17 protein-coding genes and 1 riboswitch are annotated in these 26,389 nt (G+C 65.0%); of the genes, 7 read left to right on the top strand and 10 right to left on the bottom strand.

The features are described 5' to 3' along the window. Both ACQY80_RS00175 and ACQY80_RS00170 read left to right on the top strand, forming a co-directional pair. Positions 1-3,198, top strand: coding sequence for an efflux RND transporter permease subunit (locus ACQY80_RS00175; protein ID WP_428682448.1), 3,198 nt, complete (start codon positions 1-3; stop codon positions 3,196-3,198). Positions 3,199-3,394: 196 nt separating this feature from the next. Beyond that, the gene (locus tag ACQY80_RS00170) at positions 3,395-4,564 is read left to right on the top strand and encodes a DUF2853 family protein (RefSeq protein ID WP_428682446.1); all 1,170 of its coding nucleotides are present in this window, start codon (positions 3,395-3,397) and stop codon (positions 4,562-4,564) included. A gap of 66 nt (positions 4,565-4,630) precedes the next feature. Here ACQY80_RS00170 and ACQY80_RS00165 read toward each other — a convergent pair whose 3' ends face one another. The 10 genes from ACQY80_RS00165 to galE form a co-directional block, all read right to left on the bottom strand. Beyond that, positions 4,631-6,742: a prolyl oligopeptidase family serine peptidase gene (locus ACQY80_RS00165; protein ID WP_428682444.1), complete on the bottom strand. Its 2,112-nt coding sequence runs from the start codon at positions 6,740-6,742 to the stop codon at positions 4,631-4,633. A 109-nt stretch (positions 6,743-6,851) separates the two neighbouring features. Beyond that, positions 6,852-8,168 (bottom strand): hypothetical protein, encoded by a 1,317-nt coding sequence (locus ACQY80_RS00160; protein WP_428682442.1) that lies wholly within the window; start codon positions 8,166-8,168, stop codon positions 6,852-6,854. Between the two features lie 70 nt (positions 8,169-8,238). Next, positions 8,239-9,315, bottom strand: coding sequence for a GDP-mannose 4,6-dehydratase (gmd, locus tag ACQY80_RS00155; protein WP_428682440.1), 1,077 nt, complete (start codon positions 9,313-9,315; stop codon positions 8,239-8,241). A 20-nt stretch (positions 9,316-9,335) separates the two neighbouring features. After that, complete coding sequence (locus ACQY80_RS00150; RefSeq protein ID WP_428682438.1) at positions 9,336-10,265, bottom strand: GDP-L-fucose synthase family protein; 930 nt, start codon at positions 10,263-10,265, stop codon at positions 9,336-9,338. Beyond that, positions 10,252-11,091: a glycosyltransferase gene (locus ACQY80_RS00145; protein ID WP_428682436.1), complete on the bottom strand. Its 840-nt coding sequence runs from the start codon at positions 11,089-11,091 to the stop codon at positions 10,252-10,254. The genes ACQY80_RS00150 and ACQY80_RS00145 overlap by 14 nt, the downstream gene beginning before the upstream one ends. Before the next feature lie 25 nt (positions 11,092-11,116). Beyond that, positions 11,117-12,118 carry an NAD-dependent epimerase/dehydratase family protein gene (locus tag ACQY80_RS00140; protein WP_428682434.1) on the bottom strand — a complete coding sequence of 334 codons (1,002 nt, stop codon included), beginning with the start codon at positions 12,116-12,118 and terminating at the stop codon, positions 11,117-11,119. Beyond that, positions 12,115-12,954 carry an FkbM family methyltransferase gene (locus ACQY80_RS00135; RefSeq protein ID WP_428682432.1) on the bottom strand — a complete coding sequence of 280 codons (840 nt, stop codon included), beginning with the start codon at positions 12,952-12,954 and terminating at the stop codon, positions 12,115-12,117. The genes ACQY80_RS00140 and ACQY80_RS00135 overlap by 4 nt, the downstream gene beginning before the upstream one ends. Before the next feature lie 56 nt (positions 12,955-13,010). Next, a complete protein-coding gene (locus ACQY80_RS00130) occupies positions 13,011-14,189 on the bottom strand; it encodes a hypothetical protein (RefSeq protein ID WP_428682430.1) in 1,179 nt (392 codons plus the stop codon). Positions 14,190-14,296: 107 nt separating this feature from the next. Beyond that, complete coding sequence (locus ACQY80_RS00125; RefSeq protein WP_428682428.1) at positions 14,297-15,292, bottom strand: NAD-dependent epimerase/dehydratase family protein; 996 nt, start codon at positions 15,290-15,292, stop codon at positions 14,297-14,299. A gap of 2 nt (positions 15,293-15,294) precedes the next feature. After that, positions 15,295-16,320: a UDP-glucose 4-epimerase GalE gene (gene galE / locus ACQY80_RS00120; RefSeq protein ID WP_428682426.1), complete on the bottom strand. Its 1,026-nt coding sequence runs from the start codon at positions 16,318-16,320 to the stop codon at positions 15,295-15,297. A 173-nt stretch (positions 16,321-16,493) separates the two neighbouring features. On the opposite strand from galE, the gene ACQY80_RS00115 reads away from it, so the two are divergent. The 5 genes from ACQY80_RS00115 (at position 16,494) to ACQY80_RS00095 (ending at position 26,215) form a co-directional block, all read left to right on the top strand. Next, positions 16,494-17,957, top strand: a complete 1,464-nt coding sequence (locus ACQY80_RS00115; RefSeq protein WP_428682424.1) for a protein adenylyltransferase SelO — start codon at positions 16,494-16,496, stop codon at positions 17,955-17,957. 71 nt (positions 17,958-18,028) lie between these two features. Then, positions 18,029-19,231 carry a nucleotide sugar dehydrogenase gene (locus ACQY80_RS00110; protein ID WP_428682422.1) on the top strand — a complete coding sequence of 401 codons (1,203 nt, stop codon included), beginning with the start codon at positions 18,029-18,031 and terminating at the stop codon, positions 19,229-19,231. 128 nt (positions 19,232-19,359) lie between these two features. Next, the gene (locus ACQY80_RS00105; protein WP_428682420.1) at positions 19,360-21,759 is read left to right on the top strand and encodes an autotransporter assembly complex protein TamA; all 2,400 of its coding nucleotides are present in this window, start codon (positions 19,360-19,362) and stop codon (positions 21,757-21,759) included. Next, a complete protein-coding gene (locus ACQY80_RS00100) occupies positions 21,759-25,988 on the top strand; it encodes a translocation/assembly module TamB domain-containing protein (RefSeq protein ID WP_428682418.1) in 4,230 nt (1,409 codons plus the stop codon). Before ACQY80_RS00105 ends, ACQY80_RS00100 begins: the two co-directional genes overlap by 1 nt. Then, complete coding sequence (locus ACQY80_RS00095) at positions 25,988-26,215, top strand: hypothetical protein (protein ID WP_428682416.1); 228 nt, start codon at positions 25,988-25,990, stop codon at positions 26,213-26,215. The genes ACQY80_RS00100 and ACQY80_RS00095 overlap by 1 nt, the downstream gene beginning before the upstream one ends. After that, a riboswitch (yybP-ykoY riboswitch) is annotated at positions 26,194-26,373 on the top strand. Its footprint overlaps the gene before it by 22 nt. The last annotated feature ends 16 nt before the right edge of the window (positions 26,374-26,389 follow it).

Genomic DNA, 26,389 nt, shown 5'->3' with positions numbered 1-26,389 from the left:
ATGATCGAAAAACTTCTCGATGCGTCGATACGCTTTCGCTGGGGTGTGGTTCTCCTCACCCTGATCGCCGCCGCCTACGGCCTGACGCAGCTCCTGAAGCTGCCGATCGACGCGGTGCCCGACATCACCAACAAGCAGGTCCAGATCAACACCGTCGAGCCGAACCTCGGGCCGCTCGATATCGAACGGCTCGTCACCTTTCCGATCGAGACCGCAATGGCGGGCATTCCCGGCATTCAGAGTTCGCGCTCGATTTCGCGCAACGGCTTCAGTCAGGTCACGGTGATCTTCGAGGATCGCACCGACCTTTACTTCGCGAGGCAGCAGGTCGCCGAGCGGTTGGCGCAAGCCAAGGGCACCTTGCCCGACGGCGCCGAGCCGCAGATGGGCCCCGTCTCGACAGGCCTTGGCGAAGTGCTGATGTACACGGTCGATTTTGCGCCGACCGCGACCAAGGACAATCCGAAGATTGCGGGCAAGCCCGGCTTCCAGCCGGACGGGTCTTATCTCACCCCGACCGGCGAGCTGCTGGCGGGCGAGGTCGCGAAACTCGGCTATCTTCGTAGCGTGCAGGACTGGGTGATCCGCCCGCAGATGCGGTCGGTCCCGGGCGTGGCCGGGATCGATTCGATCGGCGGCTATGAAAAGCAGTTCGTTGTCCAGCCCGAAGCCGCGAAGCTCGCGAGCTACGGGATTTCCTTTTCCGAACTCGCCGAGGCCCTCGAAGGCGCCAATATTTCGGTCGGCGCGAATTTCGTCGAACGCGGCGGCGAAGCCTTTCTGGTTCGGGCCGATGGCCGGATCCGGTCGCTCGACGAGATCGGCCGCGCGACCGTGGCGAGCCGTGGCGGCGTGCCCGTCCTGGTGCGCGATGTTGCGGCGGTCGAGATCGGCGGCGAACTCAGGACTGGCTCGGCCTCCGAAAACGGCAAGGAGCTTGTGGTCGGCACCGTGCTGATGCTTGCGAACGGCAACAGCCGGATCGTCGCATCGGACGCCGCCGAACGACTGAAGGAGGTTGCAAAGTCGATGCCGCCGGGGATCGTCGTCAAACCGGTGCTTGATCGTTCGCAGCTTGTCGATGCGACGATCGGCACGGTCGAGAAGAATCTGGCCGAGGGCGCACTTCTCGTCGCGGCGGTGCTGTTCTGGCTGCTCGGGAATATCCGCGCTGCTATCATCGCGACGCTGGTCATCCCGATCTCGTTTCTCGTCATGGGAACGGGGATGAATATCACCGGGACGTCGGGCAATCTCATGAGCCTCGGCGCGCTCGATTTCGGGCTGATCGTCGACGGCTCGATCATCATTATCGAGAACTGCCTGAGGCGGCTTGCCGGGCGGCAGCATCGCGAAGGGCGGCTCCTGTCGACGGACGAGCGATTGCACGAGGTGTTCGAGGCGTCGCGCGAAATGGTGAAGCCGACGATCTACGGACAGGCGATCATCTTCCTCGTATTCGTTCCGCTGCTCACCTTCACGGGTGTCGAGGGCAAGACCTTCTCGCCGATGGCGATCACCGTGCTGCTCGCGCTCGCGGGTGCGTTCGTGGCGTCGCTGACCTTCGTCCCGGCAATGGTCGCGCTGCTCGTTCGCGGCGAAGTTGCCGAAAAGGAAGTGCGGGCGATCGCTTGGGTGAAGACCCGGTATGAGCCGGTCCTCAAACGCGTGATCGAACGTCCGTGGCCGTGGATCGGTGCGGGCGGCGGCACCTTTGCCGCGGCGATCATGGTGTTCGGGTTACTCGGCAGCGAGTTCATCCCGGTGCTCGGCGAAGGCAATCTTGCGATGCAGGCGCTTCGCATTCCTTCGACGTCGCTGAACAAGTCGCAGGCGATGCAATTGCAGGTCGAAAAGGCCGTCGCCACGCTTCCCGAAGTGGCCTTCATCTATTCGAAGACCGGCACGGCGGAGGTCGCCAGCGATCCGATGCCGCCCAACGCGTCGGATACCTTCATCATCCTGAAGCCGCGCGGCGACTGGCCTGATGGTGTCCGCAACAAGGATGATGTGATCGAGCGCGTCGAAAAGAGGCTCGAACCGCTCGTCGGCAATGCCTTCGAGATCAGCCAGCCGATCCAGCTTCGTTTCAACGAGTTGATCGCCGGCGTGCGCGGCGACATCGCGATCAAGATCTATGGCGACGATCTCGACGAGATGGGCCGGGTGGCGCAGCAGGTGGCCGGGATCCTGAATAGCGTCCCCGGCGCCGCCGACGTCAAGGTCGAACAGACGGCGGGTTTTCCGGTGCTCGATGTCCGGTTCGATCGCGATGCAATTGCCCGCTACGGCCTTACGCTTCGGGACGTCAGCGATACGGTCGCGGCCGCGCTGGGCGGACGCGAGGCGGGCGTCGTTTTCGAGGGCGACCGGCGATACGATATTGTCGTCAGGCTCGACGCGGGGACGCGCGACGATCTCGACGCGGTGGCGGCGCTTCCCGTGCTTCTGCCGGGCGAGGGCGGGGCGCGGGCCTCGGTCCCGCTGGGCGAGCTTGCGAAGTTCGGCTTCTCCGAAGGATTGAATCAGGTCAGCCGCGAGAATGGCAAGCGGCGTGTCGTCGTTCAGGCGAACGTGCGCGGTAACGATCTCGGCTCGTTCGTTGCCGAGGCGCAGGAGAAGGTGAACGCACAGGTGAAGCTCCCGACGGGAAGCTTCATCGAATGGGGCGGGCAGTTCGAGAATCTTCAGGCGGCCTCCGCCCGGCTCTCGATCGTCATCCCGATCATCTTCGCCGCCATCTTCGGCATCCTCTATATGGCGCTCGGCGGTGTGCGGCAGGCGGTTGCGGTCTATTCCGCGATCCCCCTGGCGCTTGCAGGCGGGGTCTTTTCGTTGCTGCTCACGGGATTGCCTTTCTCGGTCTCGGCCGCGGTCGGCTTCATCGTGCTTTCGGGCGTGACGGTGCTGAACGGTCTGGTCGTGATGTCGAGCATCAACCAGCGGATCGGCGAAGGAAAGACGGTCGATGCGGCGATCGGCGAGGGCGTCATTGAGCGTGTTCGCGCGGTACTGATGACGGGAATCGTTCCCGCGATCGGCTTCGTGCCGATGGCGCTCGCGACCGGCACCGGCGCTGAGGTGCAGAAGCCGCTTGCGATCGTGGTGATCGGCGGGTTGATCACCTCGACGTTGCTGACCTTGTTCGTGCTGCCCGCGATCAGCCGGCTGCTGCTTCGTGGTCGGGCCGGGCCGTGAGGCGGGTGATCAGGCCGGTCTCACCGTGCCCGGCGGTTCTGCAGGGCGCACGACGGTCGGGTATCAATCGACGGCCTTGCCTTATCGCCGGATAATCATAAGCTTGGCACCGCATGACGGTCAGCCGACCCCGTGACCGCCCTGTTCTAGTCCCCCCGGGCCGTGTCGGCCGGTCGCCTTGACGAGGAGCGATCCTATGGCGGAAGATTGGCTGGCGGATGTCCGCAAATATGTTGCGGACGCCGATGAGAAGGTGGTGGCGGCGATCGTCCGCCATTGCGGAATTGCATTGCAGAAGCGCGATTCGTCGCTCGTTTCCTTTAGTGACAGCAAGGAAACCGATCGCGTCCGAGAGAATTTCCTCAAGAAGAAGCTGGGCCTGACGCACGACGATGCGACGCTAGACGCCGCGATCACTGCGGTCGGCGAGCGGATGAAGGGCGACCGGACGAAGAACCGTGTCACCGTCTATTATCTGCTGACCGAGCATTTCGGGCTGTTCGATATTTTCGGCGGTGCTGCGCGTGCGGCGGGTGCCGCAGCGGCGGGACTGACCGGAGCCGCAGCCGCAGCGGGGGCGGCGGCCGGCGCGGCACTGGGCGGTGATGAGGACAAAGCCGACGCAGGGGCTGGAACCGGGGCGGCCGCGCCACTGGCGGCCGCAGGGCTTGCCGGTGCAGGGCTGGCGGGTGGCGCGTCGGCGGTCGAACCGCCGGCGCCAATACCCGCTCCGGAGCCGGTGCCGGCGGCTGACACGCGGCCGGCGGCGGCATATGGCAATCCTGGAGGTGGCTCGGGAGGCGATGATCGCGGTGGCGGCATGGGATGGCTTCCCTGGCTGTTGCTGGCGTTGATTGTCGCCGCGCTGATCTTCTTCGGTTTGCGATCCTGCTCGAAAGAAGAGGCGGCAGCTCCGGCAGGCGCCGATGTGGCGGCGACCGCTCCGGCCGTGCCGGGCGATACCCCGACACCGGACGCTGCGGCGACAGCTGCCGCTACGCCGGCGGTACCCGAGGGTGCGGGCGTCGTCGGTGCCGAGCGCGACGGCAAGCCGATGCTCAGTGTCTACTTCGACACCGGCAAGTCGGAGGTCTCGAACGATCTGTCGGGCGCGGCTGCGGGCGTGAAGGCCTATCTGGCCGCGCACCCGGGCGCGACGCTGGCGGTGTCGGGCTTCAACGATGCGACGGGTAATGCCGCGCTCAACGCCGAACTTTCGAAAAAGCGCGCGCAGGGCGTTGCCAAGGCGCTGGAAGGGGTGGGCATTGCCGCCGCCTCGATCAAGCTGGAAAAGCCTGCCGACACGACCGGCACCGGCACCGACAATGCCGCCGCGCGCCGTGTCGAGGTGGTGGTGAAAGACTGACGGCGAGCACCTGACGGGGGCGCCAGGAGAGGCCGGCCGCGCACAAGGGCGCGGCCGGCCTTTTCCTTACTTCTTTTCGACCAGTTCCATCGTCAGGAAGGCATGGAGCATCGCGGCGCGCACGGCGTCCTCGGCATGGTCGGCGCCGACCGAATGGCCGCCCTCCAGATATTCGTGATAATAGACCGGATTGCCATAGTCCTGCAGCCGCGCTGCGAACTTGCGCGCGTGGCCGGGGTGGACGCGGTCGTCTTTGGTCGAGAGGTAGAGGAAGATCGGCGGATATTTCACGCCCTTGCGGATGTTCTGATAGGGTGAATATCTGGACATGAAGGCCCAGTCCGCCGGGTCGTCGGGGTTGCCATATTCGGCGACCCACGAAGCGCCCGCGAGCAGCTTGTTGTAGCGCTTCATGTCCTTCAGCGGCGAGCCCGAGATGACGGCGCCGTAAAGGTCGGGCCGCTGTTCCATCGCCGCGCCGACGAGAACGCCGCCGTTCGAGCGGCCCGAGATCGCGATCTTGCCCTTTGCACTCACGCCCGTCGCGACCAGATCCTCGGCGACCGCATGCAGGTCGTCGAAGCTGTTCTGGCGCTTTTCGCGCAGCGCCGCCTGATGCCACGCCGGGCCATATTCGCCGCCGCCGCGGATGTTCGCGAGGACATAGGCATTGCCATCCTCGACCCAGAAGAGGCCGAGCGGGCCAGCGCGATAGGGCTGACCGGTGAGATAGCCCGGCGTCTGCGCGGCGCGGAAACCGCCATAAGCATGGACGAGCGCCGGGACGGGGCCGGTCGCGCCCTTCGTGCGGACGAGGAAATAGGGCACCTTCGTGCCGTCCTTCGACGTCGCAAAGCGCTTCTCGACGCTCATGTCCTTCGCGTCGAAGGTCGCGGGAAGGCTCTGCACGACCTGTGGTGCGCCGCTTTCGCCGACGGCATAGAGCGTCGGCGGCATCAGCATCGTTTCGGCGGTGACGAAGACGAGGTCGCTGTCGTCGACCGTCCCCGCGATCCCCATCGTCGCGTTGGCGGTGACAGGCACTTCCTTCTGGCTCCAGCGGCCGTTTGGTTGATCGCGGCGCAGCGCGAAGAGCTTGCCCTCGACATCGTCGAGGGCCTTGACCCAGAGGACATTCTTGCTCGCGGCGACATTCTCGATCGCCTGCGACTTGGTCGGCGTCATCACCGGAACGAAGGGCACCTGACCGCCGCTTGCGAGCGTGTCGAGCGGCAGCGCAAGCAGTGAGCCCGCCGGGAAATCGGCATAGGGTTCGTTGAGGAAGATGATGATCTGGCCGTCGATCACGGCGCGGATGTCGGCGGTGTCGGGAATGACACTGCGGTCGAAATCGCCGTCGCCGGGATGCGGCAGCAGGATGTCGCTGGTGTAGAAGGTCTTGTTGCGGCTGATCATCGTCCGGCGCTTGTCGCCGTCCATGAAGGCGAAGACGTTGATGCCGACGTCGGCGGTTTCACCCTCGGCCACGGTTTGCGCCGCCGACAGCGGCGTGCCGCGCTTCCAGCGCTTGACGATGCGTGGATAGCCCGATGCGGTCGTGCTGCCGGCGCCATAGTCGGTCGCGACGAGCAGCGTGTCCGCATTCTCCCACGTCACGCTGCTCTTCGCCTGCGGCAGGGCAAAGCCGCCGTCGACAAAGCTCTTGGTCGTGCGGTCCCATTCGCGCACGATGTCGGCGTCGGTGCCGCCGGGGCTGAGCGAGACGAGGCAGCGTTTGTATTCGGGCGCGAGGCAATCGGCGCCGTGCCAGACCCAGCTCTGCTTCTCCGCCTTGCCGAGCGCGTCGACGTCGATCAGCGTCGTCCAGACGGGCTTGCCGGCGAGATAGGCGCTCAGCGGGCTTTGCCGCCAGATGCCGCGCGGATTGCCCGCGTCGCGCCAGAAATTGGTTATGCGATCGCCCATCACCTCGCCGGGCTGGGCAATCTGGCGGTCGTCGTCGAGGATCGCCTTGGCGCGCTGGCGGTCCTGTTCGAAGCCGGGGCGGCCGAGGATGCGCTTGTCGGTCGCCGCATTTTCGCTTTTGACCCAGTCGAGCGCCTTCGCTCCCTCGATATCCTCGAGCCAGAGATAGGGGTCTTTGTCATCGGCCGCGGCGGCGGCAACGGCCGTGAGCGAACAGCCGAGCGCGAGCGCGGCGAGGGTGGCGCGGATCATCTGAATCTCCCCTGGGGTGTGGTGCGGCTGTGCTAGCATCATCACACAGCGGAGGGGAAGGCCGTTACGAACGAAACCATCGTTGCCGCAGGGCGCGACGGGAAGGGGCCTAGAAGACCGCGGTCAGATTGAGCCGGGCGCGCCACATCGCCTTGGCATAGGCCGCGAGCGACACGCCGAGGTCGCGGTGGACCTGGCGCGCGATGAGCGGGAAGGCGACCGTGAGCTGCACCGCGAGCGCGGCGAGCAGCAGCAGGTTGGCGGAGGCGTGTCCCGACAGGATAAGCGCTGCCGATACGGTCCATGCGATCGCAAAGCTGAGAAGATACAGGCGTACGAACTGGAAGCGGTCGATCGCAAGCCACAGGTTGACGAAGACGAGCAGATTGACCTCGACCCAGAAGCACGCCGCGAGGATCGTCAGCGTCGATCGCGGCGGCAGCTTTGCGGCGAGGCTGGGCACCAGCTTGAAGATTTCGGGGCCGAGGATGATCAGGCCGGCAGCGGCGGCGAGGAAGGCGAGATTCACCAGCTTGCCGAGATGGCCGAGCTCGGCGGCGATCCGGGCGGAATCGCCCGAGCGGCCCGCCTCGATCAGCGGCGCGATCCGCATGTTGAGCGGAACCGCGGCGAGCAGCAGGATGAAGCCGTAGAACTGGATCGCGAGGCCGAGGCTCGCGGCCTCGAGCGCCGAGGGCATCACGGTCGAAAGATAGAGGAAGACGCCGCGATAGAGGAAGTAGGAGGCGATCGCGAACGCTGCCTGATAGCTGCTTTTGCGTAGCAGGTCGGAGATGTGGAGCGTGGCGGGCGCGGTCTTCCATTCCTCGGGCGCTTCGCGGATCGACTGGCGGCCGGTGCGCTCCAGCATCAGCCCGGTGGCGGCGAAGCTGATGAACACGGCGAGTGCGAGCCCCATCACGCCATAGCCGGCCCAGGCGAGAGCCGCGGCGACCACCAGGTTGGCGAGACGGCCAAGACTGCCAATGCCGGTAAAGGTCGAAATCCGCCCGATCGCGACGAGCTGGCAGCTGCGGTAGCTGGTCAGATAATAGAGGAAATAGGCGACGCAGAAGATCGCCCACGGAATGATCCAGCTATGGTCGTGGATGCCATAGTCGATCGTGGTCAGGTAGAGCCCGCCCGCAACCGCCATGAAGACCGATCCGACGGTGCTGAACCCCGCATAGCTTTGCCCCACCAGCCGCACGGTCGCGGCATAGGGCGCCTTGTCGATCCACGCGCGGCTGATCGTCCGCGTCGAGACGGTGTTGAGCGCGCTTTCGAGGTTGATGAGACCGCTGCCGATGGTGGTGAACAGCACCCACAGCAGATAATCCTCGGTCTTCAGGAACAGCAGCGCGACCAGCAAGATGCCGATGCTGACGCCGAGGCTGAGTGCCTGAAAGACGAATGCGCTTCTCACGGCCCCCCTCGGTCTTGTGCGCGGCATGACCCGGCGGCGCGCCTTGCGACGCACCGCCGGTGCCTTGTTGCTAGATGCCGCTCTGGCGGATCAGATTTTCGTGCTGCGCGGCGCGATAGTCGTATTCGACCATCTCGGTGATCATCTCGTCGAGCGTGATCTGCGGGCGCCAGCCCAGCTTTTCGGCCGCCTTGGTCGCGTCGCCGAGCAGCGTTTCGACCTCGGTCGGGCGGTAATAATAGGGGTTCACGCGGACGATCGTGTCGCCGACCTGAACATTGGCCTTGTCGCCTTCGACGCGCTCGACGATCCCGACCTCATTCTCGGCCTCGCCCTCGAAGCGGAGGAAGATGCCGAGGCGTTCGGCCGAGCGCTTGACGAATTCGCGCACCGAATATTGGACGCCCGTCGCGATGACATAATCCTCGGGCGCGTCCTGCTGCAGCATCAGCCACTGCATCGCGACATAATCCTTGGCGTGGCCCCAGTCGCGCAGCGCGTCCATATTGCCGAGGCTCAGCGTCTTTTCGATGCCGAGGGCGATGCGCGCGAGCGCGCGGGTGATCTTGCGCGTCACGAAGGTCTCGCCGCGCAGCTTGCTCTCGTGATTGAAGAGGATGCCGTTGCACGCATAGATGCCATAGGCTTCGCGGTAGTTGACCGTGATCCAGTAGGCATAGAGCTTGGCGACCGCATAGGGGCTGCGCGGATAGAAGGGCGTGGTTTCGCGCTGCGGGATTTCCTGGACGAGGCCATAAAGCTCGCTGGTGCTCGCCTGATAGAAGCGCGTCTTTTTCTCGAAGCCGAGCAGGCGGATCGCTTCGAGCAGACGCAGTGCGCCAAGGCCGTCGGCGTTGGCGGTATATTCGGGTTCCTCGAAGCTGACCGCGACGTGGCTCTGCGCCGCGAGATTGTAGATCTCGTCAGGCTGCACCGCGCCGACGATGCGGACGAGGTTCGTCGAATCGGTCAGGTCGCCATAATGGAGGTGGAAGTTCGGATGATCGTAAAGATGGTCGATGCGCGCCGTGTTGAACAGGCTGCTGCGACGCTTGATCCCGTGAACCTCATACCCCTTTTCGAGCAGCAGTTCGGACAGGTAAGCACCGTCCTGACCGGTAACGCCCGTAATGATGGCCTTTTTCATTGATGATCCTTTGAATCTGTTCAGCGGGGGAAGAAGGGAGAGGCGCGATAGGCGGCGGCGATGCCGTCGCGCAATTCGGTCGTGGCCCGCCAGCCGAGCGCGGCGAGCTTGCTGTTGTCCATCAGCTTGCGCGGGGTGCCGTCGGGCTTCGACGTGTCGAAGACCAGTTCACCCTCGAAGCCCACGACGTCGCACACGGTGCGCGCGAGGTCGGCGATCGAGATGTCGTCGCCCTTGCTGATGTTGACGAGATTACCGTCATAGCCCTGTTCCATCAGGAACACGCAGCCGTCGGCCAGATCGTCGGCATACATGAATTCACGGCGCGGGGTGCCGGTGCCCCAGACGGTGATCTGTTCGGCACCCGCGACCTTCGCCTCGTGCGCCTTGCGGATCAGCGCCGCCATCACATGGCTGTGCTCGGGATGATAATTGTCGCCGATGCCATAGGTGTTGGTCGGCATCGCGCTGATATAGCGGCGGCCGTACTGGAGGTTGTAGTTTTCGCAGAGCTTCACGCCGGCGATCTTGGCGATCGCATAGGGCTCGTTCGTATATTCGAGCGCCGATGTCAGAAGATATTCCTCCTTGATCGGCTGCGGGCAATCGCGCGGATAGATGCAGCTCGACCCGAGGAAGAGCAGATCCTCAACCCCCGCGAGATGCGCGCCATGCACGACATTCGCCTCGATCATCAGATTGTCGTAAAGAAATTCGGCACGCAGCGTGTTGTTCGCAACGATGCCACCGACCTTTGCCGCCGCGACGAAGACGAAGCGCGGTTTTTCGGCCGCAAGCATCTCGTGCACCGCTTCCGAGCGGCGAAGGTCGAGCTCGGACGAGGAGAAGGTGACGATATTCGTATAGCCACCATCGCGCAGCCGGCGGCCGATCGCCTGGCCGACCATGCCGTTGTGCCCGGCAAGGTAGATTTTGTCAGACTTGGACACTCGGGACATCATGGCTTCCTGCGGTGGGGCTGTCGGCGGCCGCCAGCCGGGCGGCGGTCGGAAAACGGCGGCGCCAGTCGATCCGGCTGGTCGAATGAACGGCGCGTCCGATGATCTTGTAGAGCAGTTTCGTCGCGACGGCGACGGGCGGGGTGAGGAGACCGTAATAGCGGCCATAGGCGGTATAGACCGACCGGTTGTTCTGCAGGATCCGCTGCGCCGAGCCGTTCGAAAAGCCGCCTTCGCCCATCAGCGTGCCGATGCGCTTGCTGTGGATGATCGACGGCTTGCGGTTCCAGATGCGCAGGAAATAATCGATGTCGGCGGCGGTGTCCGCAATGTCGAACTGCTCCGACTGGAGCAATTCGGTGCGGCCGAAGGTTCCGTAATGCGGGTTGTGAAGCCCGAAACGCATCAGACCGCGCGCCGACGGGCCGCTGTGGGTGATGCGCCGCACATGCTGGTCGTCGATGAAGGCGACCGAGTGGATGAAGATGTCGGCCTTGCCCAGCGCTGCCAGAACCTCGCTCGCCTTCACCTCGCCGGTGAACAGGTCGTCGCTGCCGAGCCAGCCCATATAGGGCGTGTCGATCCGCGCGAGCCCCTTGTTGAGGCCGTCGAAGATGCCCTTGTCGCGTTCACTGACCAGCACGTCGCCGGGGATCAGCGCCGCGCGGATATCCTCGACCAGCTCGGGCGGCGAACCGCCGTCGATGATCAGCACGCGCACGGCATCGACATCGTCGAAATGCCGGACGCTGCGGATCGTCGCGAGAATCCTGGGATCGCGAAAGCTGGGAATCAGGATGGTCAGGCTGGGCGTCACGGCGACGGTGCTCGATCGGAAGGCGTCAGGCGCGGTTGTTCTTGGACCGATGATCGATGACCTGATCGATCAGCTCGTGCAAGCCCTCGCGGAACGGGACCGAGACTTCCCAACCCAGCACGTCGCGCGCGACCGCGGTATCGGCGAAGCGGCCGATGTCGCCGGTCGGCTTGCTCGTGTCATAGTTGATCGTCTCGACGCGAACGCCGGGGTGTTCGAGGATCAACTCGGCGACCGTGCGGATCGTCGTGCAGTGATCGGGGCCAAGCATGATGTTGCGCTTTTCGCCGGTCAGGCCGATCGCTTTGGTCACGCCCGCGACGACGTCGCGAACGTGGAGGAAGGCGCGGCCCTGCATGCCGTCGCCCCAGACGCTGATGCTGCCGTCGGTCGAGGTCAGCGCCTTGTAGATCAGCGAGGGAATGACCTGCGACGTCGGCTGGTCGTAGACGCACGGCCAGCCATAGACATTGTGCAGGTCGAGCACGGTGAGCTGGGTCGGCGCGTTCTGCAGCGCGAGCGAGAATTCGATCTCGCCGATCAGCTTGCTCCAGCCATAGCCCGATTCGGGATCGGCCGGGAATTTGAGCGATTCACGCAGCACCGAATCGTCGACCGACCGCTGCAGGCCCTGCGGATAGGAACAGGCGGTGCCGAGGTAGATGAGCTGGCGCGGCTTGTACTCGCGAACGAGACGCGCGATCTGCGTGTTGATGAGGACGTTCTTCTGGAAGATCGCCCACTCGTTCGAAAAGACGTAGCCGATGCCTGCGACGATGTCGGCGGTGTGGACGATGACCGAATCCGCATCCATGTCGATATACCAGTCGCGGTCGGCGGCGATATCGGCATGGCGGAAGCTGAAGCGGGGATGCTCCAGAAACTCGGTCATGTTCGCGGTCGATCCGCGCCACAGATTGTCGACGCCGACGACCTCATGACCCTGCGCGAGCAAGGTGGCGCACAGGTTCGACCCGATCATGCCGGCCGAACCGGTGACGTAGATCTTGCTGATTTCCTTGCTCATACGGGGATCTTTACCTTGGACTGGGGGTGCATGAAGATGAAGTTGTTGACGTAGGCGCTAAGCTCGTCGGGGCCGCCGTGCAGGCGCTTTTCGAGGTCTTCGGGGCGCTGCTGCGCCTCGATATTCTCGCCGTCGTGCGGCGTGAAACGGCCGTCGCGATAAGTGTAGGCGCTGTAGCCGAGGTCGGCGAGGAAGCGGAATACGTCGCGATAATCGGGGTTATGACGCTCCTCGATCTCCGCGATGATCAGCGGATGGTGCGTCTCCAGCGTCTTGCGCGCGCCCTTGAAGGCTTCGAACTCATAGCCTTCGATATCGACCTTGAAGAAATCGATCGAACGGCCGGGTTCGAGATGCTCGGCCATATAATCGTCGATCGCGATCTGCGGCACTTCGTCGACCAGCGCGTCGGCGGCCTGCGTCACCGGATTGGCGGCGCTGACGCTCGCGCAATAGCGGTCGGTCGAATCCGATCCCGGCGTGTAGAGGTTCACAGTGCCCGGTCCGCTGCCGACGGCGGCGCGGATCACCTCGATATTGGTGCCGAAGCTCGCCTCGTTCAGGCATTTGTTATGGATGCGGCCGGGTTCGAACGCATAGATCTTGTTCGAGCGCCCTTCGAGGATCCAGCAGAAGGAACCCATTGCGGCGCCGATGTCGACGACGACGTCGAAGCTGCCCTTCGGCAGGTTGTAGAAGAAACGCATCTCGGGCTCGTGGAAGAAGAGCCGCGGATAGACGCGCTTGTAGAGAAACCGCCGCGACAGCACGTCGAGGATCGGCATCGCCGTGAAGACTTTCTTGATCGGTTTCTTGGCGATCGACGCGAGAGACATGGGAGAAGTCCTTGAGATGGGGGGAGGGGGCGGCCATCGGCTCACCCGAATAGAAACTATCGGACGCGTGCGGCCTGGCTTTCGGGGGCAGGGCTCGACGGGAGGGGCGTGGGCAAAATCATCAGATCCTCAAGCGATTTGCCGACGTTCGAAAGGCTGAATTCGGCCTGTTCGATTCGCGCCAGACGGGCGTCGCGGGTCGCCAATATGCGCGCGCGCCAGTCGGTGTCTGTCAGAAAATCCTGCATTTGCTGCTCATTATCGCATATCGTGACACATTCGGGTCCGAATTCGTCCCTGAGTGCCCGATAGCAGCCCCGGTTCGATGTCAGCAAATGCGCACCTGCCGAAATAGCGTCGGTCGCCGCAGCCGACAAGGTGAAGTCGTATCCCGAGGTGTTGGGCATCACCGCAACGTCGCAGGCCGAGAGCGCGTCCATGAAATCTTCGGCCGACCGCAGAGCATCAAAGGTGCCGGTGCGGATGTCGAGCGACTTGCCGGCGCCGATCTGGAAGAAATCGATGTCGGTCACGCTTCGCGAGAGCGATTCAAAAATCTCGTAGCCCTTCGCGGGCGTGTTGAAGCCGATGAAACCGCAGCGGAAGATGTGGTCCTGCGCGATCCGGCGCGGGTGGGCATAGGGTTCGACCGGCATCGGGATCGCGACTATGTCCTGGCGCGCGAAGGAGCGCGGGAAGCGCCGGCGCATCGCGTTGGCGATCCAGCTGCCGAGGACGGCAACGCGAATCCACGAGCCGGCGGGCCGTATGCGGTGCCAGATCAGGTTCGCATGGCCGTAGGAGCCGAGCTTCGGATCGACGTCGGTGCAGGCTTCCTCGACCTCGCTATGTTGCAGGATGACCACATTCTTGCGCCGCAGCAGCTTCGCCGCCAGCTCGACAATCGGCATCGCCGAAGGAAAGATGGTGGTGATGATCAGCGTGTCTTCGGGGCCGGCCTTGCGGATCAGGCGCAGCGTGGTCAGCGCTTCGTGCAGCGATTTGCGGAGGATCTGGCGTTTGTCGGGGTCGATCACGTCGATCGGGACGATGTCGATCCGCTCGCGCACATCGGCGTTCAGCGCGTCGACGAACGAATGGTGTGCATAGACGATCGGGCGGCCCCAGCGGCGATCGGCGCCGACATGGTACCACGCCTTCACGAAACCGTTCATCACCGTCGAATGGTAATGCCGGACCTTGCTGACTTCCGCAAAAATGATCCGCCCGGCCATGAAATCTCTAAATCCCCAATGAGCACCCCCACTTAGCTGCGATTTGCTGCAATGCAATAAGGGGTGTTCGAAACGGAGGCGATCGGAGAGCCGGGAACGGTGGACGGTCAGCCGCTATATTCGCGGAACCATTGCACGAAGTTCGGGACGCCCACGGCGATCGGCGTCGCAGGCGCATAGCCGAGTTCGCTCTGGATCGCGTCGATGTCGGCATAGGTGGCGTAAACATCGCCGTCCTGCATCGGCATCAGATTGAGGTCCGCCTTGCGGTTGCACGCCGCCTCGATCGCCTTGATCAGTTCCATCAACGGTTCGGGCCGGTTGTTGCCGATGTTGTAGAGTCGGTGCGGAGTGGTGAAGCCGCCCGCCTTTTCCTTGCCGTCATCGACGGGCGGGGCGTCGAGGCTGGCGAGCACCCCGGCGACGATGTCGTCGATATAGGTGAAATCGCGCTGCATATCGCCGTGATTATAGACGTCGATCGGCTTGCCCGCGAGGATGTTCGCGGTGAATTTCCACAGCGCCATGTCGGGGCGGCCCCATGGGCCATAGACGGTGAAGAAGCGAAGGCCGGTCTGCGGCACGCGAAACAGGTGCGCGTAGGTTTCGCTGATCAGTTCGTCGGCGCGCTTGGTCGCGGCATAGAGCGAGACCGGATGGTCGACGCGATCCTCGACGCGGAAGGGCATCGCCTTGTTCGCACCATAGACCGACGAGGAGGAGGCGTAGACGAGATGGCGAACGCCGCGGTAGCGCGCGATCTCCAGGATATTCACATGACCCGCGAGGTTCGATCGCACATAGGCGGCGGGGTTTTCGAGCGAATAGCGCACGCCCGCCTGCGCGGCGAGGTGGGTGATGCGGTCGAAGTCCGCGCCATCTAGCGCTGCGGTCAGCGCTGCCTCGTCGCCGATATCGACGCGGTGGATCGTCAGGCGTCCGCCCGCGATTCGCTCAAGCTCCGCCACGCGCGCCTCTTTCAGCGCGACGGAATAATAGTCGTTGAAATTGTCGATGCCGATCACGGTCTCGCCGCGTTCGAGCAGCGCTGCCGCAGTCTGCATGCCGATGAAGCCGGCGATCCCGGTGACGAGAATGGCCATGGTCAGTCCTCCGCCCCGCCCGGATAACCGTCGGGATTCTCCGACTGCCAGCGCCATGACGAGGCGCACATCGCATCGACGTCGAGCGCGGTGCGCCACTGGAGGAGCCGTTCGGCCTTGTCGGTCGCGGCATAGCTGCTCGCGACGTCGCCGGGGCGGCGCGGTGCGACCTCATAAGCGATCGGATGACCGCAGGCGCGCTCATAGGCCGCAACGAGTTCCTTCACGGTGATTCCCTGACCGGTGCCGACGTTGATCGCCTGACACCCCTCGGCGCGCGCGGCGTAGCCGATCGCCGCAAGATGCGCGGCGGCAAGGTCGACGACATGGATATAGTCGCGCTCGCCGGTGCCGTCGCGCGTCTCATAATCGTCGCCGAAAATAGCGAGCTTGTCGCGCCGGCCAACCGCGACCTGCGCAACGAAGGGCATCAGATTGTTCGGAATGCCCTGCGGATCTTCGCCGATGCGGCCCGATTCATGCGCGCCGACAGGGTTGAAATAGCGCAGCAGCACCGCCGAGGCGGCGGGAGTCGCGGTCGCCCAGTCGGCAATTACGCCCTCGGCCATCGCCTTGGTGCGGCCATAGGGATTGGTCGGCGCGACCGGATGATCTTCGTCGAAGGGCAGATAGCGCGCTTCGCCATAGACGGTCGCCGACGAGGAAAAGACGATGCGGCGGCATTCTGCGGCGTCCATCGCGGCGAGCAGGTTCATCGTCCCGGTGACATTGGTCTGATAATAGGCGAGCGGCATCGCGTTCGATTCTCCGACGGCCTTCAATCCTGCGAAATGGATGACCGCGTCGGGTGCGAAGTCGGCGAGCGCTCGGGTGAGCGCGTCGGCGTCGCGGATGTCGCCGTCGATCGCCGTCAGGTCGCGATTGGTGAGCTGGCGCACACGGGCGAGCGCCGCTGGCGAGCTGTTGCAATAATTGTCGAAGACGCAGACCTCATGGCCTGCGGCGAGCAGCTGAACCAGCGTGTGGCTGCCGATATAGCCCGCTCCGCCGGTGACAAAGACCTTCATTGTTGCTCCTGTGCTGCAAGGCCGGTCGGAGAGCGGCTGGCTTCATTGCCCGCCCTATTGTCATATTCGGGAAAACAGGATGTTAACCGCGACCATCGGCGAGGCGTGCAGAGCGCATCCTATCCCGATCAAGCGGGGTTGCAATCAGTACAGCGCCGCTTGACATAGGCGTCATGGATTTTGCTTTCGACAACAGTTTTCATGACGCGATGGAGGGCTTTTATGCCCCCGCCGAAGCGGCGAAGCCTTCAGCGCCCGCGCTGCTCGCCTTCAATCCCGCGCTGGCGGTGCGGCTGGGGATCGCGGCGGATGGCGCGAGCGACGAACTACTGGCGCGGATTTTTTCGGGCGAGGAAATGCCGGGCGGCGCCAATCCGCTCGCGCTCGCTTATGCCGGGCACCAGTTCGGGCATTTCTCGCCGCAGCTCGGTGACGGACGGGCGCTGCTGCTGGGTGAGGTGATTGCGCCCGACGGCGCGCGCTTCGACCTGCAGCTGAAGGGATCGGGGCCGACGCCCTTTTCGCGGAACGGCGACGGCAAGGCCGCGATCGGGCCGGTGCTGCGCGAATTTCTGGTGTCCGAAGCCATGGCGGCGATGGGTGTGCCGACGACCCGCGCGTTGGCCGCGGTTGCAACCGGCGACCGCGTCCAGCGCGAACGGGCGCATCCGGGCGCGGTGCTGACGCGCGTTGCAAGCAGCCATATCCGTGTCGGCACTTTTCAGTTCTTTGCCGCGCATTTCGGTGCCGATCATGTCGTCCAGCTGTCGGATTACAGCATCCGGCGCCACTTTCCCGACCTGGCCGATGCCGCGAACCCGCATCTTGCCCTGCTCGAACGCGTCATCGGGTTGCAGTGCGAGTTGGTCGCGCACTGGCTGGGCGTCGGGTTCATCCATGGCGTGATGAATACCGACAATGTCGCGATTTCGGGCGAGACGATCGATTATGGGCCATGTGCCTTCATGGACCGTTTCGCCGCCAACACGGTGTTCAGCTCGATCGATGCGAACGGCCGCTATGCCTATGGCCGGCAGCCGCAGATCATGCACTGGAACATGGCGCGTTTTGCCGAGGCGCTGTTGCCCGCGATCCACGCGGTCGATGCGAACGACGTCGAGACCGCCAAGGCGATGATCGCCGAAGTGCCGGCGCGCTTTGCGGCGGTGTGGCATTCGAGGGTCCGCAAAAAGCTGGGGCTGGCCGAGGTTCATGACGGCGACAGCGTGCTGTTCGACACGCTCTTTGCCGAGCTCGAGCGCCATCAGGTCGATTTCACGCTCTTCTTCCGCGGGCTCGCGACGATGCTGCGCGGCGATGGCGCAGAGTTGGAAGCGCAACTGCCCGATCCCGACGCGATGGTGCCGTGGATCGCCGACTGGTGGGAACGGCTGGCGCGCGAGACCGACGCGCCGCTGGAGCGCGCCGATGCGATGGATACGGTGAACCCGCTCTATATTCCGCGCAACCATCTGGTCGAGGCGGCGCTCGGCGCGTCCGAAGAGGGCGATCTGACGGCGTGGCGCGAACTGCTCGAGGTTGTGCGCCACCCGCATGTCCGACGAGACGAATGGGCGTTGTTCGAGGCGCCCGCGCCGACGGAGTTCGGCCCTTACAAAACCTTCTGCGGCACCTGAGCGGGCGCGCGGGTTGAGCGGCTGGGCCGCAGTTGCTAGGGACGGCGCCCAACCCAGCAGAGGATCGATCATTGCCCGAAGCACAAGCGCAGCAGGCGTCGCCTGCGAAAGTCACGGTCGTCGGCACGGGCTATGTCGGTATTTCCAACGCGGTGTTGCTCGCGCAGCACAATGAGGTCGTTGCGCTCGATATCGATGCGCGCAAGGTCGAGCTTATCAACGGGCGCCAGTCGCCGATCTCTGATCCCGAGATCGAGGAGTATCTGGCGAACCGGCCGCTCAATCTGACCGCGACGACCGATCGCGACGCAGCCTACGCCGGCGCCGATTTCGTGATCGTCGCGACTCCGACCGACTATGATCCCGACACCAATTATTTCAACACGCGGACGGTCGAAGCGGTCGTTGCCGACGCGCTGAAGCTGGCGCCGGGGGCACTCGTCATCATCAAGTCGACCGTGCCTGTCGGCTTCACCGACCGGCTGCGCGCCGAGCTGGGCAGCGACGCCATCGTCTTTTCGCCCGAGTTCCTGCGCGAAGGCCGCGCGCTCTATGACAATCTTCATCCCTCACGGATCATTGTCGGCGACACGCATCCGAAGGCGGCCGCCTTCGCGAAACTGCTGCTCGACGCTTCGCTGGAGCCCGCGACGGCGATCCTGCAGACGGGCAATACCGAGGCCGAGGCGATCAAGCTGTTCGCCAACACCTATCTTGCGATGCGCGTCGCCTTCTTCAACGAACTCGACACCTATGCCGCGACGCACGACGTCGATTCGCGGCAGGTGATCGAAGGCGTGTGCCTCGATCCGCGTATCGGCAGCTTCTACAACAATCCGTCCTTTGGCTACGGCGGCTATTGCCTGCCCAAGGACACGAAGCAGATGCTGGCCAATTACAAGGATGTGCCGCAAAATCTGATCGCCGCGATCGTGTCGTCGAACACGACGCGCAAGGATTTCATCGCGTCCGAAATCATCAAGCAACGCCCGCGCGTCGTCGGCATCCACCGGCTGGCGATGAAGGCGGGGTCGGACAATTTCCGCGCCAGCAGCATCCTGGGCATCATGAAACGCGTGAAGGCGAAGGGGATCGAGGTCATCGTCTACGAGCCGCTGATCGAGGACGACCGGCTATTCAATTCGCGCGTCGTCCGCGATCTGGCGGCGTTCAAGAGCGAGGCCGATATCATCATCGCGAACCGCGTGACAGACGAACTCGCCGACGTTGCCGACAAGGTCTACAGCCGCGACCTGTTCGGCGCCGACAGCTGATCCTTCATCCTCGGGCTATCGCATCGGCGGGAACTGTCCCATTGCCGGAGAGTTGGCTCGGCAGCAGGGGAGATTCGGGTTGCACAGCTACGCCTCGCGAGCCACAAAAGCGCATCGGCCGGGAACAGATGCGTCACATTGAAAATCCTCGCGAATATGGTGCATCCTCGCTGGCACGCCGCCGGCGATTGCTGATTCTGTCGGCGTCGCTGTTCGGGCTTGCCTGGACGGCGGTCGCGGGCGCTCAGGAGAGTGTGGCGCCGCCGCCGACCGTGCCGACGCTCGGCAAGGATGCGCCCACGGACGCCACACCCGACATCGTTGCTCCGACACCGCCGCCGCCCGACGCGGACCTGCCGGCGGTCGAACCGATCATTCCTGACGACGAATTCAAGGCTGCGATCCCGCCGATCAGCGCCGAGGATGATCCCGAACTCGACAAGCCGCTCGAATCGATCGCCGATTTCGAACGGCGTCAGGCCGAAGCGGCGAAAGCGAAGGATGCCGGTGCGACCGCCACGGCCGCGGGCACACCATCTCCGGATGTTCCCGTGGTCGACGGGACGCCGGTTCCGGCGTTGGCCGACGGCGATGCGGTCGAGGCGATCGGCGATGCACCGATCAGCGACACCGAACTTGCCGCGCCGCTGCCGTCGCTCGACAGTTTCGACGTCACGCCCGTCGAGTTCGCCGAGCCCGAGGATGCGAGCGAGACGCGCACGATCCAATATGCGGTGAAGGTCAACGGGCTCGCGGCGCCCGATGACAGCACCGATGTCGATCTGGCCGACCTGTTCGGCGATCTGTCGGCGTTGTATGATGGCGACGGCAAGGCCGACAATATCGCGATGCTTCGCGCGCGGTTGAGTGCCGATTCCGAGCTGATGTCGCGCATCCTTGCCTCCGAAGGCTATTATGACGCGATCGTCGAGACGCGCATCGACCGCGGCGAGGCGGCCGATAATGGAGCGGGCGCTGCGGCGGGTACGGGCAGCGCCGGGACCGACCGCGCGGCGCAGCGCAACCGGGCGATCACTGCGGTGATCGATGTGAAGCCGGGCAAGCGCTACACCTTGTCCGACATCGTCATCGATGCGAAGCCGACGGTGCCGCCGACGCTGATCAGCGACAATTTCCCGCTCGCGATCGGCGAGCCGATCGTCGCGCAGCGGGTGCAGGGCGCGGAGGCGGCGATCGCGTTGAAGCTGCCGCAGGAAGGCTATCCTTTCGCAAAGGTCGGGCAGCGCGACATCTTGCTCGACGGCGATACGGGCGAGGGCGTCTACACGCTGCCGGTCGACATCGGCCCGCGCGGCCGCTTCGGCGGGATCGAGACGACCGGCGATCTGGCGTTCGATGCGGAGCATGTCGGCGTGCTGGCGCGGTTCAAGCGCGGCGATCTGTACGACAGCCGTATGGCCGACGATCTGCGGCAGGCGCTCGTCGCGACCGGGCTGTTCGCGACGGTCTCGGTCGAGCCGCAGCAGACCGGCGAAAGCGCCGGCGACGACACCGAATATGTGACGACGCTGGTGACGCAGCAGGCGGGGCCGCCGCGGACGATCGCGGCGAGCGCGGGCTACGGCACCGGGCAGGGTATCCGGCTCGAGGCGAGCTGGACGCACCGCAACTTCTTCCCGCCCGAAGGCGCGCTGATCGGGCGCGGGGTGCTCGGCACGAACGAGCAGGGGCTGAGCGCGACCTTCCGGCGGTCGAATGCCGGAAAGCGCGACAGGACGTTCGAGGTCGTGACCGAGGCGACGCGGAGCCGGTACAATGCCTTCAACGCGATCACCGGCCGCGTCGCGGCGCGGATGAGCTATGACTCGACGCCGATCTGGCAGAAGAAGCTGACCTATGCCTTCGGCGCAGAGCTGATCGCGACGCGCGAGGATGACTATGATTTCACGCTCGGTCAGCGGAGCTATGATTTCTATACGATTCTCGGGCTGAGCGGGCAGGTCGGGATCGACCGCACCGACAGCCTGCTCGACCCGACGAAAGGCTTTCGCGTGACCGCGCGGGTCGAGCCCGAAGGCTCGCTCGCGGGCCGTTTCTCGCCCTATGGGCGGACACAGGTCGACGCGAGCGGCTATTATCCGGTGACCGACAGCATCGTCCTTGCCGGGCGGGTGCGCGTCGGGTCGATCATCGGCGCCGCGCGCGAGCGGCTGGCACCGTCGCGGCGCTTCTATGCCGGTGGCGGCGGCTCGGTGCGTGGTTTCGGCTATCAGCAGCTTGGCCCGAAGGATCCCGACGACAACCCGATCGGCGGCCGCAGCCTGAACGAGGCAGCGGTCGAGGCGCGCTACCGTTTCGGCAACTACGGCATCGTGGGCTTCCTCGATGCCGGACAGGTCTATCGCGGCTCGACCCCCGATTTCTCGAACATGCGGTTCGGCGCAGGGATCGGCGGGCGTTTCTACACCAATTTCGGCCCGATGCGCCTTGACGTCGCGACGCCGATCGGCCGGAAGCCGGGCGAGGCGCGCGTCACCGTCTATGTGTCGATCGGGCAGGCCTTCTGATGGCCGAAGAGGACGCCATCGTTTCCGAAAGCCCGGCAAAGGCGAAGTCGCCCTTGGCGCTACGGGTCGCCAAATGGATCGGCATCGCGATCCTGAGCCTGATCGCGCTTGTCGCGCTGTTCCTCGTCGGGCTGAACAGCGATGCCGGACGGCGCTTCGTCGCGACGCAGATCGAAAAATATCAGTTCGAAAACGGAATGAAGGTCGGCATTGGCCGGCTCGACGGATCGCTGTTCAGCGAGATGGTGATCCGCGATTTCACCCTGTCGGACCCGAAGGGCGTGTTCGTGCGGTCGCCTGAACTCAGGATCGACTGGCGGCCCCTCGCTTATATCGGCAATCATATCGACGTCCGCTCGGCCACCGCGAAGACGCTGGTGGTCGAGAAGCTGCCGACCTTCAAACCGGTGCCCTATACCGGCGAGCCGCTGCTGCCCGATATCGACATCGATGTCCGAACCTTGCGCATCGACCGGCTGATCTTCGAGCCCGCGATCACCGGCGAGCGGCAGGTCGCGACGCTGAACGGCAAGATCGCGATCGCCGACCGCCGCGCGCAAGTCACCGCGAATGCCGAAACGATCGGCAGCAAGGCGAAGGGCGACAGGCTGGCGCTCGTCCTCGACGCGGTGCCCGAGAAGAACCGGCTTGCCGCAACGCTCGACCTCAATGCTCCGCAGGGCGGCGTTCTTGCGGCAATGGGCGGGTTCAAGGAGCCGGTCACGGCGAAGCTCGGTGGGCGCGGCGACTGGACGAAATGGGACGGCGCGCTGACCGCGAACATCGGCACCGCGTCGCTCGCGCGGCTCACGTTGACCGCTCGCGACGGCACCTTCGCCGTAAAGGGAACGACCGAGGCGTCGCGCCTGCTCGCCGAGGGGCCGGTCGCTTCGCTGCTGAGCCGCGAGACGGCGGTCGACGTCACCGCGCGGCTCGACAAGCGCAAGGCCGACCTTGACGGGCGGCTGTCTTCGGACGCCTTCCGGCTCGGCATCAGCGGCGGGCTCGACCTTGGCGAAAGCCGGTATGACGCGCTCAGCCTTGCCTTCGTGCTGCTGCGCCCCGAGGCGCTGGCGCCGAACCTGCGCGGCAACGGCTTGCGCGCGACCGCGAAGCTCGACGGCGCCTTCGATCTGCCGACGGTCGAGTATCAGGCGAACGCGAACGCGCTCGCCTTCAACGACATCGTCGTCGAGACGCTGAGCCTTGCGGGCAAGGCGCGCGTCGATGCCGACCAGATCCATGTGCCCGTCGCCGGGCGCGCGGTCCGCATCCGCGGGCTCGACACGGTTGCGGGCGGAACGCTGGTGCAGGTGCGGCTCGACGGCGATCTCGCCTATAAGGACGGACGTATCCTCAGCGACAATCTGCGCCTGCGGTCGCCGCGCATCGATGCCAAGGCGATCGTGATCGCAGATCTCAACAAGGGTTTTTACACCGGGGCGATCGACGGGCGGGTCAATGACTATCGCATCGAAAGTGTCGGGCTGTTCGACATCGACACCGACGCCGATCTGAAAACCGCGCCGCGCGGCGGGTTCGAGATCGTCGGCAAGGTGCGCGCGCGGTCGACGCGGCTGTTCAATTCGGGGGTCCGCGATTTTCTGGGCGGCAATGCGGTCGCGAGCGGCGATGTCCGCTATGGCACCGACGGCATCATCCGCTTCGCCAACCTGCGGCTCGCCGCGCCGCGACTGCGCGTGACCGGCGGGCAGGGCAGCTATTCGCCGAACGGGCAGATCCAGCTCGCCGCGCGGGCGAATTCGACCGACTATGGTCCGGTCGGGGTTCAGCTTGCGGGGACGATCAGCGATCCGCGCGCGGTCGTGACCGCCGACCGGCCGGGACTGGGTATCGGGCTGGCCAATCTGGTCGCGAAGATCAACGGCGCCCCGAACGGCTATCGCCTCGCGGCGACCGGCGACACCGATTATGGCCCGCTGTCCGCCGACGTCGTGCTGCTGACCGCGGCGGGGCCGCTGACGATCGACGTCGAGCGCGGCGACCTGTCGGGCATCGGATTCCACGGCCGGCTGGTGAAGACTGCCGCCGGTCCGTTCGAGGGACGGCTCGACGCCTCGGGACAGGGGTTGGGCGGGCTCGTGCGGCTGAGCGGCGAGGGGCAATATCAGGCGGCGGCGATCAACGTGCGCGCGAACAATGTCGTGTTGCCCGGCCCCGCGCAACTCGCGGTCGGATCGGCGATCGTCGACGCCGATGTCGTTTTGTACGACAAACCGCGGATCGTCGCCGATATCCAGATCGCCGATACCCAGATCCGCACCTATGACATCGCGGTCGGGCGCGTGAAGATCGACTATCGCGACGGGCGCGGGCAGGCGCAGGCGCTGGTCGAGGGGACAAGCGGCCTGCCCTTCCGCATCGCCGCCAACGCCGATCTGCAGCCTCAGCTATGGCGCGCGTCGGTGCAGGGCCGCGCGACAGGGGTCAATTTCCGCACGACGTCGCCGGCACGGATCGTTCCGCACAAGGATTCCTATGAACTGCTGCCGACGACGATCGATCTCGGTCGCGGCAGCAGCGCGCGGGTCGCCGGCCGCTTCGGCGAAGGGATCATGGTCCAGAGCCGGCTCGACCGCGCGAATATGGCGGTCGTGAACGCGATCTACCCCGGCCTCGGCCTTGGCGGCCGCGCGACGGGCAGCATCGATTTCGAGCAGGCGAACGCCGACGCCTTCCCGCGCGCCGATGCGCGGCTGACGATCACCGGCTTTACCCGGACGACGGCGGCGACCGTCAGCCAGCCGGTCGACATCAATTTTGCCGGCAAGCTGCTGAGCGACGGGGGCGAGGCGCGCGCGGTCGTCCGCAAGCGCGGCAGCGTGATCGGGCGGCTGCAGGCTTCGCTCAGCCCGCTCGGCCCCGGCGCGGGCGACTGGATAACGCGGCTTCGCGCCGCGCCGCTGAGCGGCGGGCTGCGCTACAACGGCCCCGCCGACACGCTTTATTCCTTCGCCGGACCGGCCGGGCAGGGGGTTTCCGGGCCCGTTGCAGTCGCCGCCGATTTCAGCTGCCGGCTCGACGATCCGTGCCTGAACGGCGTGATCCGCGGCAATGGCATGACCTATGAGAACCAGGCCTATGGGACGCGGCTCACCAATATGGTCGTCAACGGGCGCTTTACGGGTAACCGGCTGGAGATCGAACAGCTCACCGCGACGGCGGGCGACGGCAGTGTGAAGGCCAATGGCTATATCAGCCTGTCGCAGGCCGACGGCTATCCGATGAATCTCAGCGCGACCCTCGACAACGCGCGGCTCGCGCGGAGCGACAATATCGCGGCGCGCGCGACCGGAACGCTGAACCTTGAAAAAGCCGCGGGGCAGACCGCGCTGCTTTCGGGCGATCTTCGCCTCCCCGAAACGCGCTATCGCATCGTGCGCGAAGGCGCGGCGAGCGTGCCGGTGCTGATGGGCGTACGCCGCAAGCCGCCGACGGGGCGCCGCCGGATCAGCGGCGACGGGCTGGCGGCTGTCGGCGGCAGCCTGTTCGACCTCATCCGTCTCGACATCCGCCTGCGCGCCGGCGACGAAATCTATGTGACCGGCATGGGGCTGGAATCCGAATGGCAGGCCGACATCCAGCTGAAGGGCACGACGGTCAATCCGCGCGTCACCGGCCAGATCGAGCTGGTGCGCGGAACCTTGAGCTTTGCGGGCCGCTCCTTCGAGCTGGAGGAAGGCCGTGTGACCTTCCCGACCGGCGACGCGTTCGACCCGGCGTTGCAACTGCTCGCAAGCGATACCTTCGACAATGTGACGGTGTCGGTGAATGTGTCGGGCCGCGCAAGCAATCCGCAGGTCAGCTTCTCGAGCGTTCCCGGCCTGCCACAGGACGAGATCGTCTCGCGCATCCTGTTCGGCGATTCGATCACCTCGTTGTCGCCGTTGCAGGCGGTGCAGCTCGCGGCGTCGCTCAATACGCTGAGCAGCGGTGGCGGCGGGCTAAACCCGCTCGGTGCGCTCCAGTCGGCGGCGGGGATCGACCGATTGCGCGTCCTCGGTCCGGACGACACGACTGGCCGTGGTACCGCGCTTGCGGCGGGGCAATATATCACCAAGGACATCTATCTGGAGGTGATCACCGACGCGAAGGGCTATACCGCGACACAGCTCGAGATCAGCCTGACGCGCGCGCTGTCGATCCTCAGCCAGGCGGGCGGGTCGAACCAGACCAATGTCAGCGTTCGCTATCGCAAGGATTATTGATGCGCCGCGCGCTGATCCTGCTGCCGTTGTTGCTCGCGGCTTGTCATAGCGAGCCGGCGTTCGACGAACGCTATGACAAGGCGGCGAAGGAAATCGACGCGCGCGCAAAAGCGATGGATGCGAATATCGCCGAGGCCGAAAAGGCGGCCGCCGCGACCACTCCCGAAGCGAAAGCCTTGCCAGCCCCCGCCAACCCCGCTAACGCGCCCTCGTCATCTGGGGAGTAGCCAGCCGTCGTTCGCGACGGGCCGCCGCGTCAACATACTCGGTCGAGAGATCGTGGTGCGGTGGAAACGGGAAACCGTTTGGGCGAGACCAATGGCATCGAACCTTCTGCCCGGGCCGGGCGGCAAGGCGCGGTGTCCGTTGGAGTTCGCTAGCCGCCCGGCCCCGGAGTTCGT

The organism is Sphingopyxis sp. (assembly GCF_965279755.1).
Classification (GTDB): domain Bacteria; phylum Pseudomonadota; class Alphaproteobacteria; order Sphingomonadales; family Sphingomonadaceae; genus Sphingopyxis.
This window is presented reverse-complemented; position numbering and strand designations above follow the sequence as displayed.

What these genes read in the sequence shown, in the direction of transcription:
- ACQY80_RS00175 (WP_428682448.1), top strand. Translation starts at nt 1, where the DNA reads ATGATCGAAAAACTTCTCGATGCGTCGATACGCTTTCGCTGGGGTGTG.
- ACQY80_RS00170 (WP_428682446.1), top strand. Translation starts at nt 3,395, where the DNA reads ATGGCGGAAGATTGGCTGGCGGATGTCCGCAAATATGTTGCGGACGCC.
- ACQY80_RS00165 (WP_428682444.1), bottom strand. Translation starts at nt 6,742, where the DNA reads ATGATCCGCGCCACCCTCGCCGCGCTCGCGCTCGGCTGTTCGCTCACG.
- gmd (WP_428682440.1), bottom strand. Translation starts at nt 9,315, where the DNA reads ATGAAAAAGGCCATCATTACGGGCGTTACCGGTCAGGACGGTGCTTAC.
- ACQY80_RS00140 (WP_428682434.1), bottom strand. Translation starts at nt 12,118, where the DNA reads ATGAGCAAGGAAATCAGCAAGATCTACGTCACCGGTTCGGCCGGCATG.
- ACQY80_RS00135 (WP_428682432.1), bottom strand. Translation starts at nt 12,954, where the DNA reads ATGTCTCTCGCGTCGATCGCCAAGAAACCGATCAAGAAAGTCTTCACG.
- ACQY80_RS00130 (WP_428682430.1), bottom strand. Translation starts at nt 14,189, where the DNA reads ATGGCCGGGCGGATCATTTTTGCGGAAGTCAGCAAGGTCCGGCATTAC.
- ACQY80_RS00125 (WP_428682428.1), bottom strand. Translation starts at nt 15,292, where the DNA reads ATGGCCATTCTCGTCACCGGGATCGCCGGCTTCATCGGCATGCAGACT.
- galE (WP_428682426.1), bottom strand. Translation starts at nt 16,320, where the DNA reads ATGAAGGTCTTTGTCACCGGCGGAGCGGGCTATATCGGCAGCCACACG.
- ACQY80_RS00115 (WP_428682424.1), top strand. Translation starts at nt 16,494, where the DNA reads ATGGATTTTGCTTTCGACAACAGTTTTCATGACGCGATGGAGGGCTTT.
- ACQY80_RS00105 (WP_428682420.1), top strand. Translation starts at nt 19,360, where the DNA reads ATGCGTCACATTGAAAATCCTCGCGAATATGGTGCATCCTCGCTGGCA.
- ACQY80_RS00100 (WP_428682418.1), top strand. Translation starts at nt 21,759, where the DNA reads ATGGCCGAAGAGGACGCCATCGTTTCCGAAAGCCCGGCAAAGGCGAAG.
- ACQY80_RS00095 (WP_428682416.1), top strand. Translation starts at nt 25,988, where the DNA reads ATGCGCCGCGCGCTGATCCTGCTGCCGTTGTTGCTCGCGGCTTGTCAT.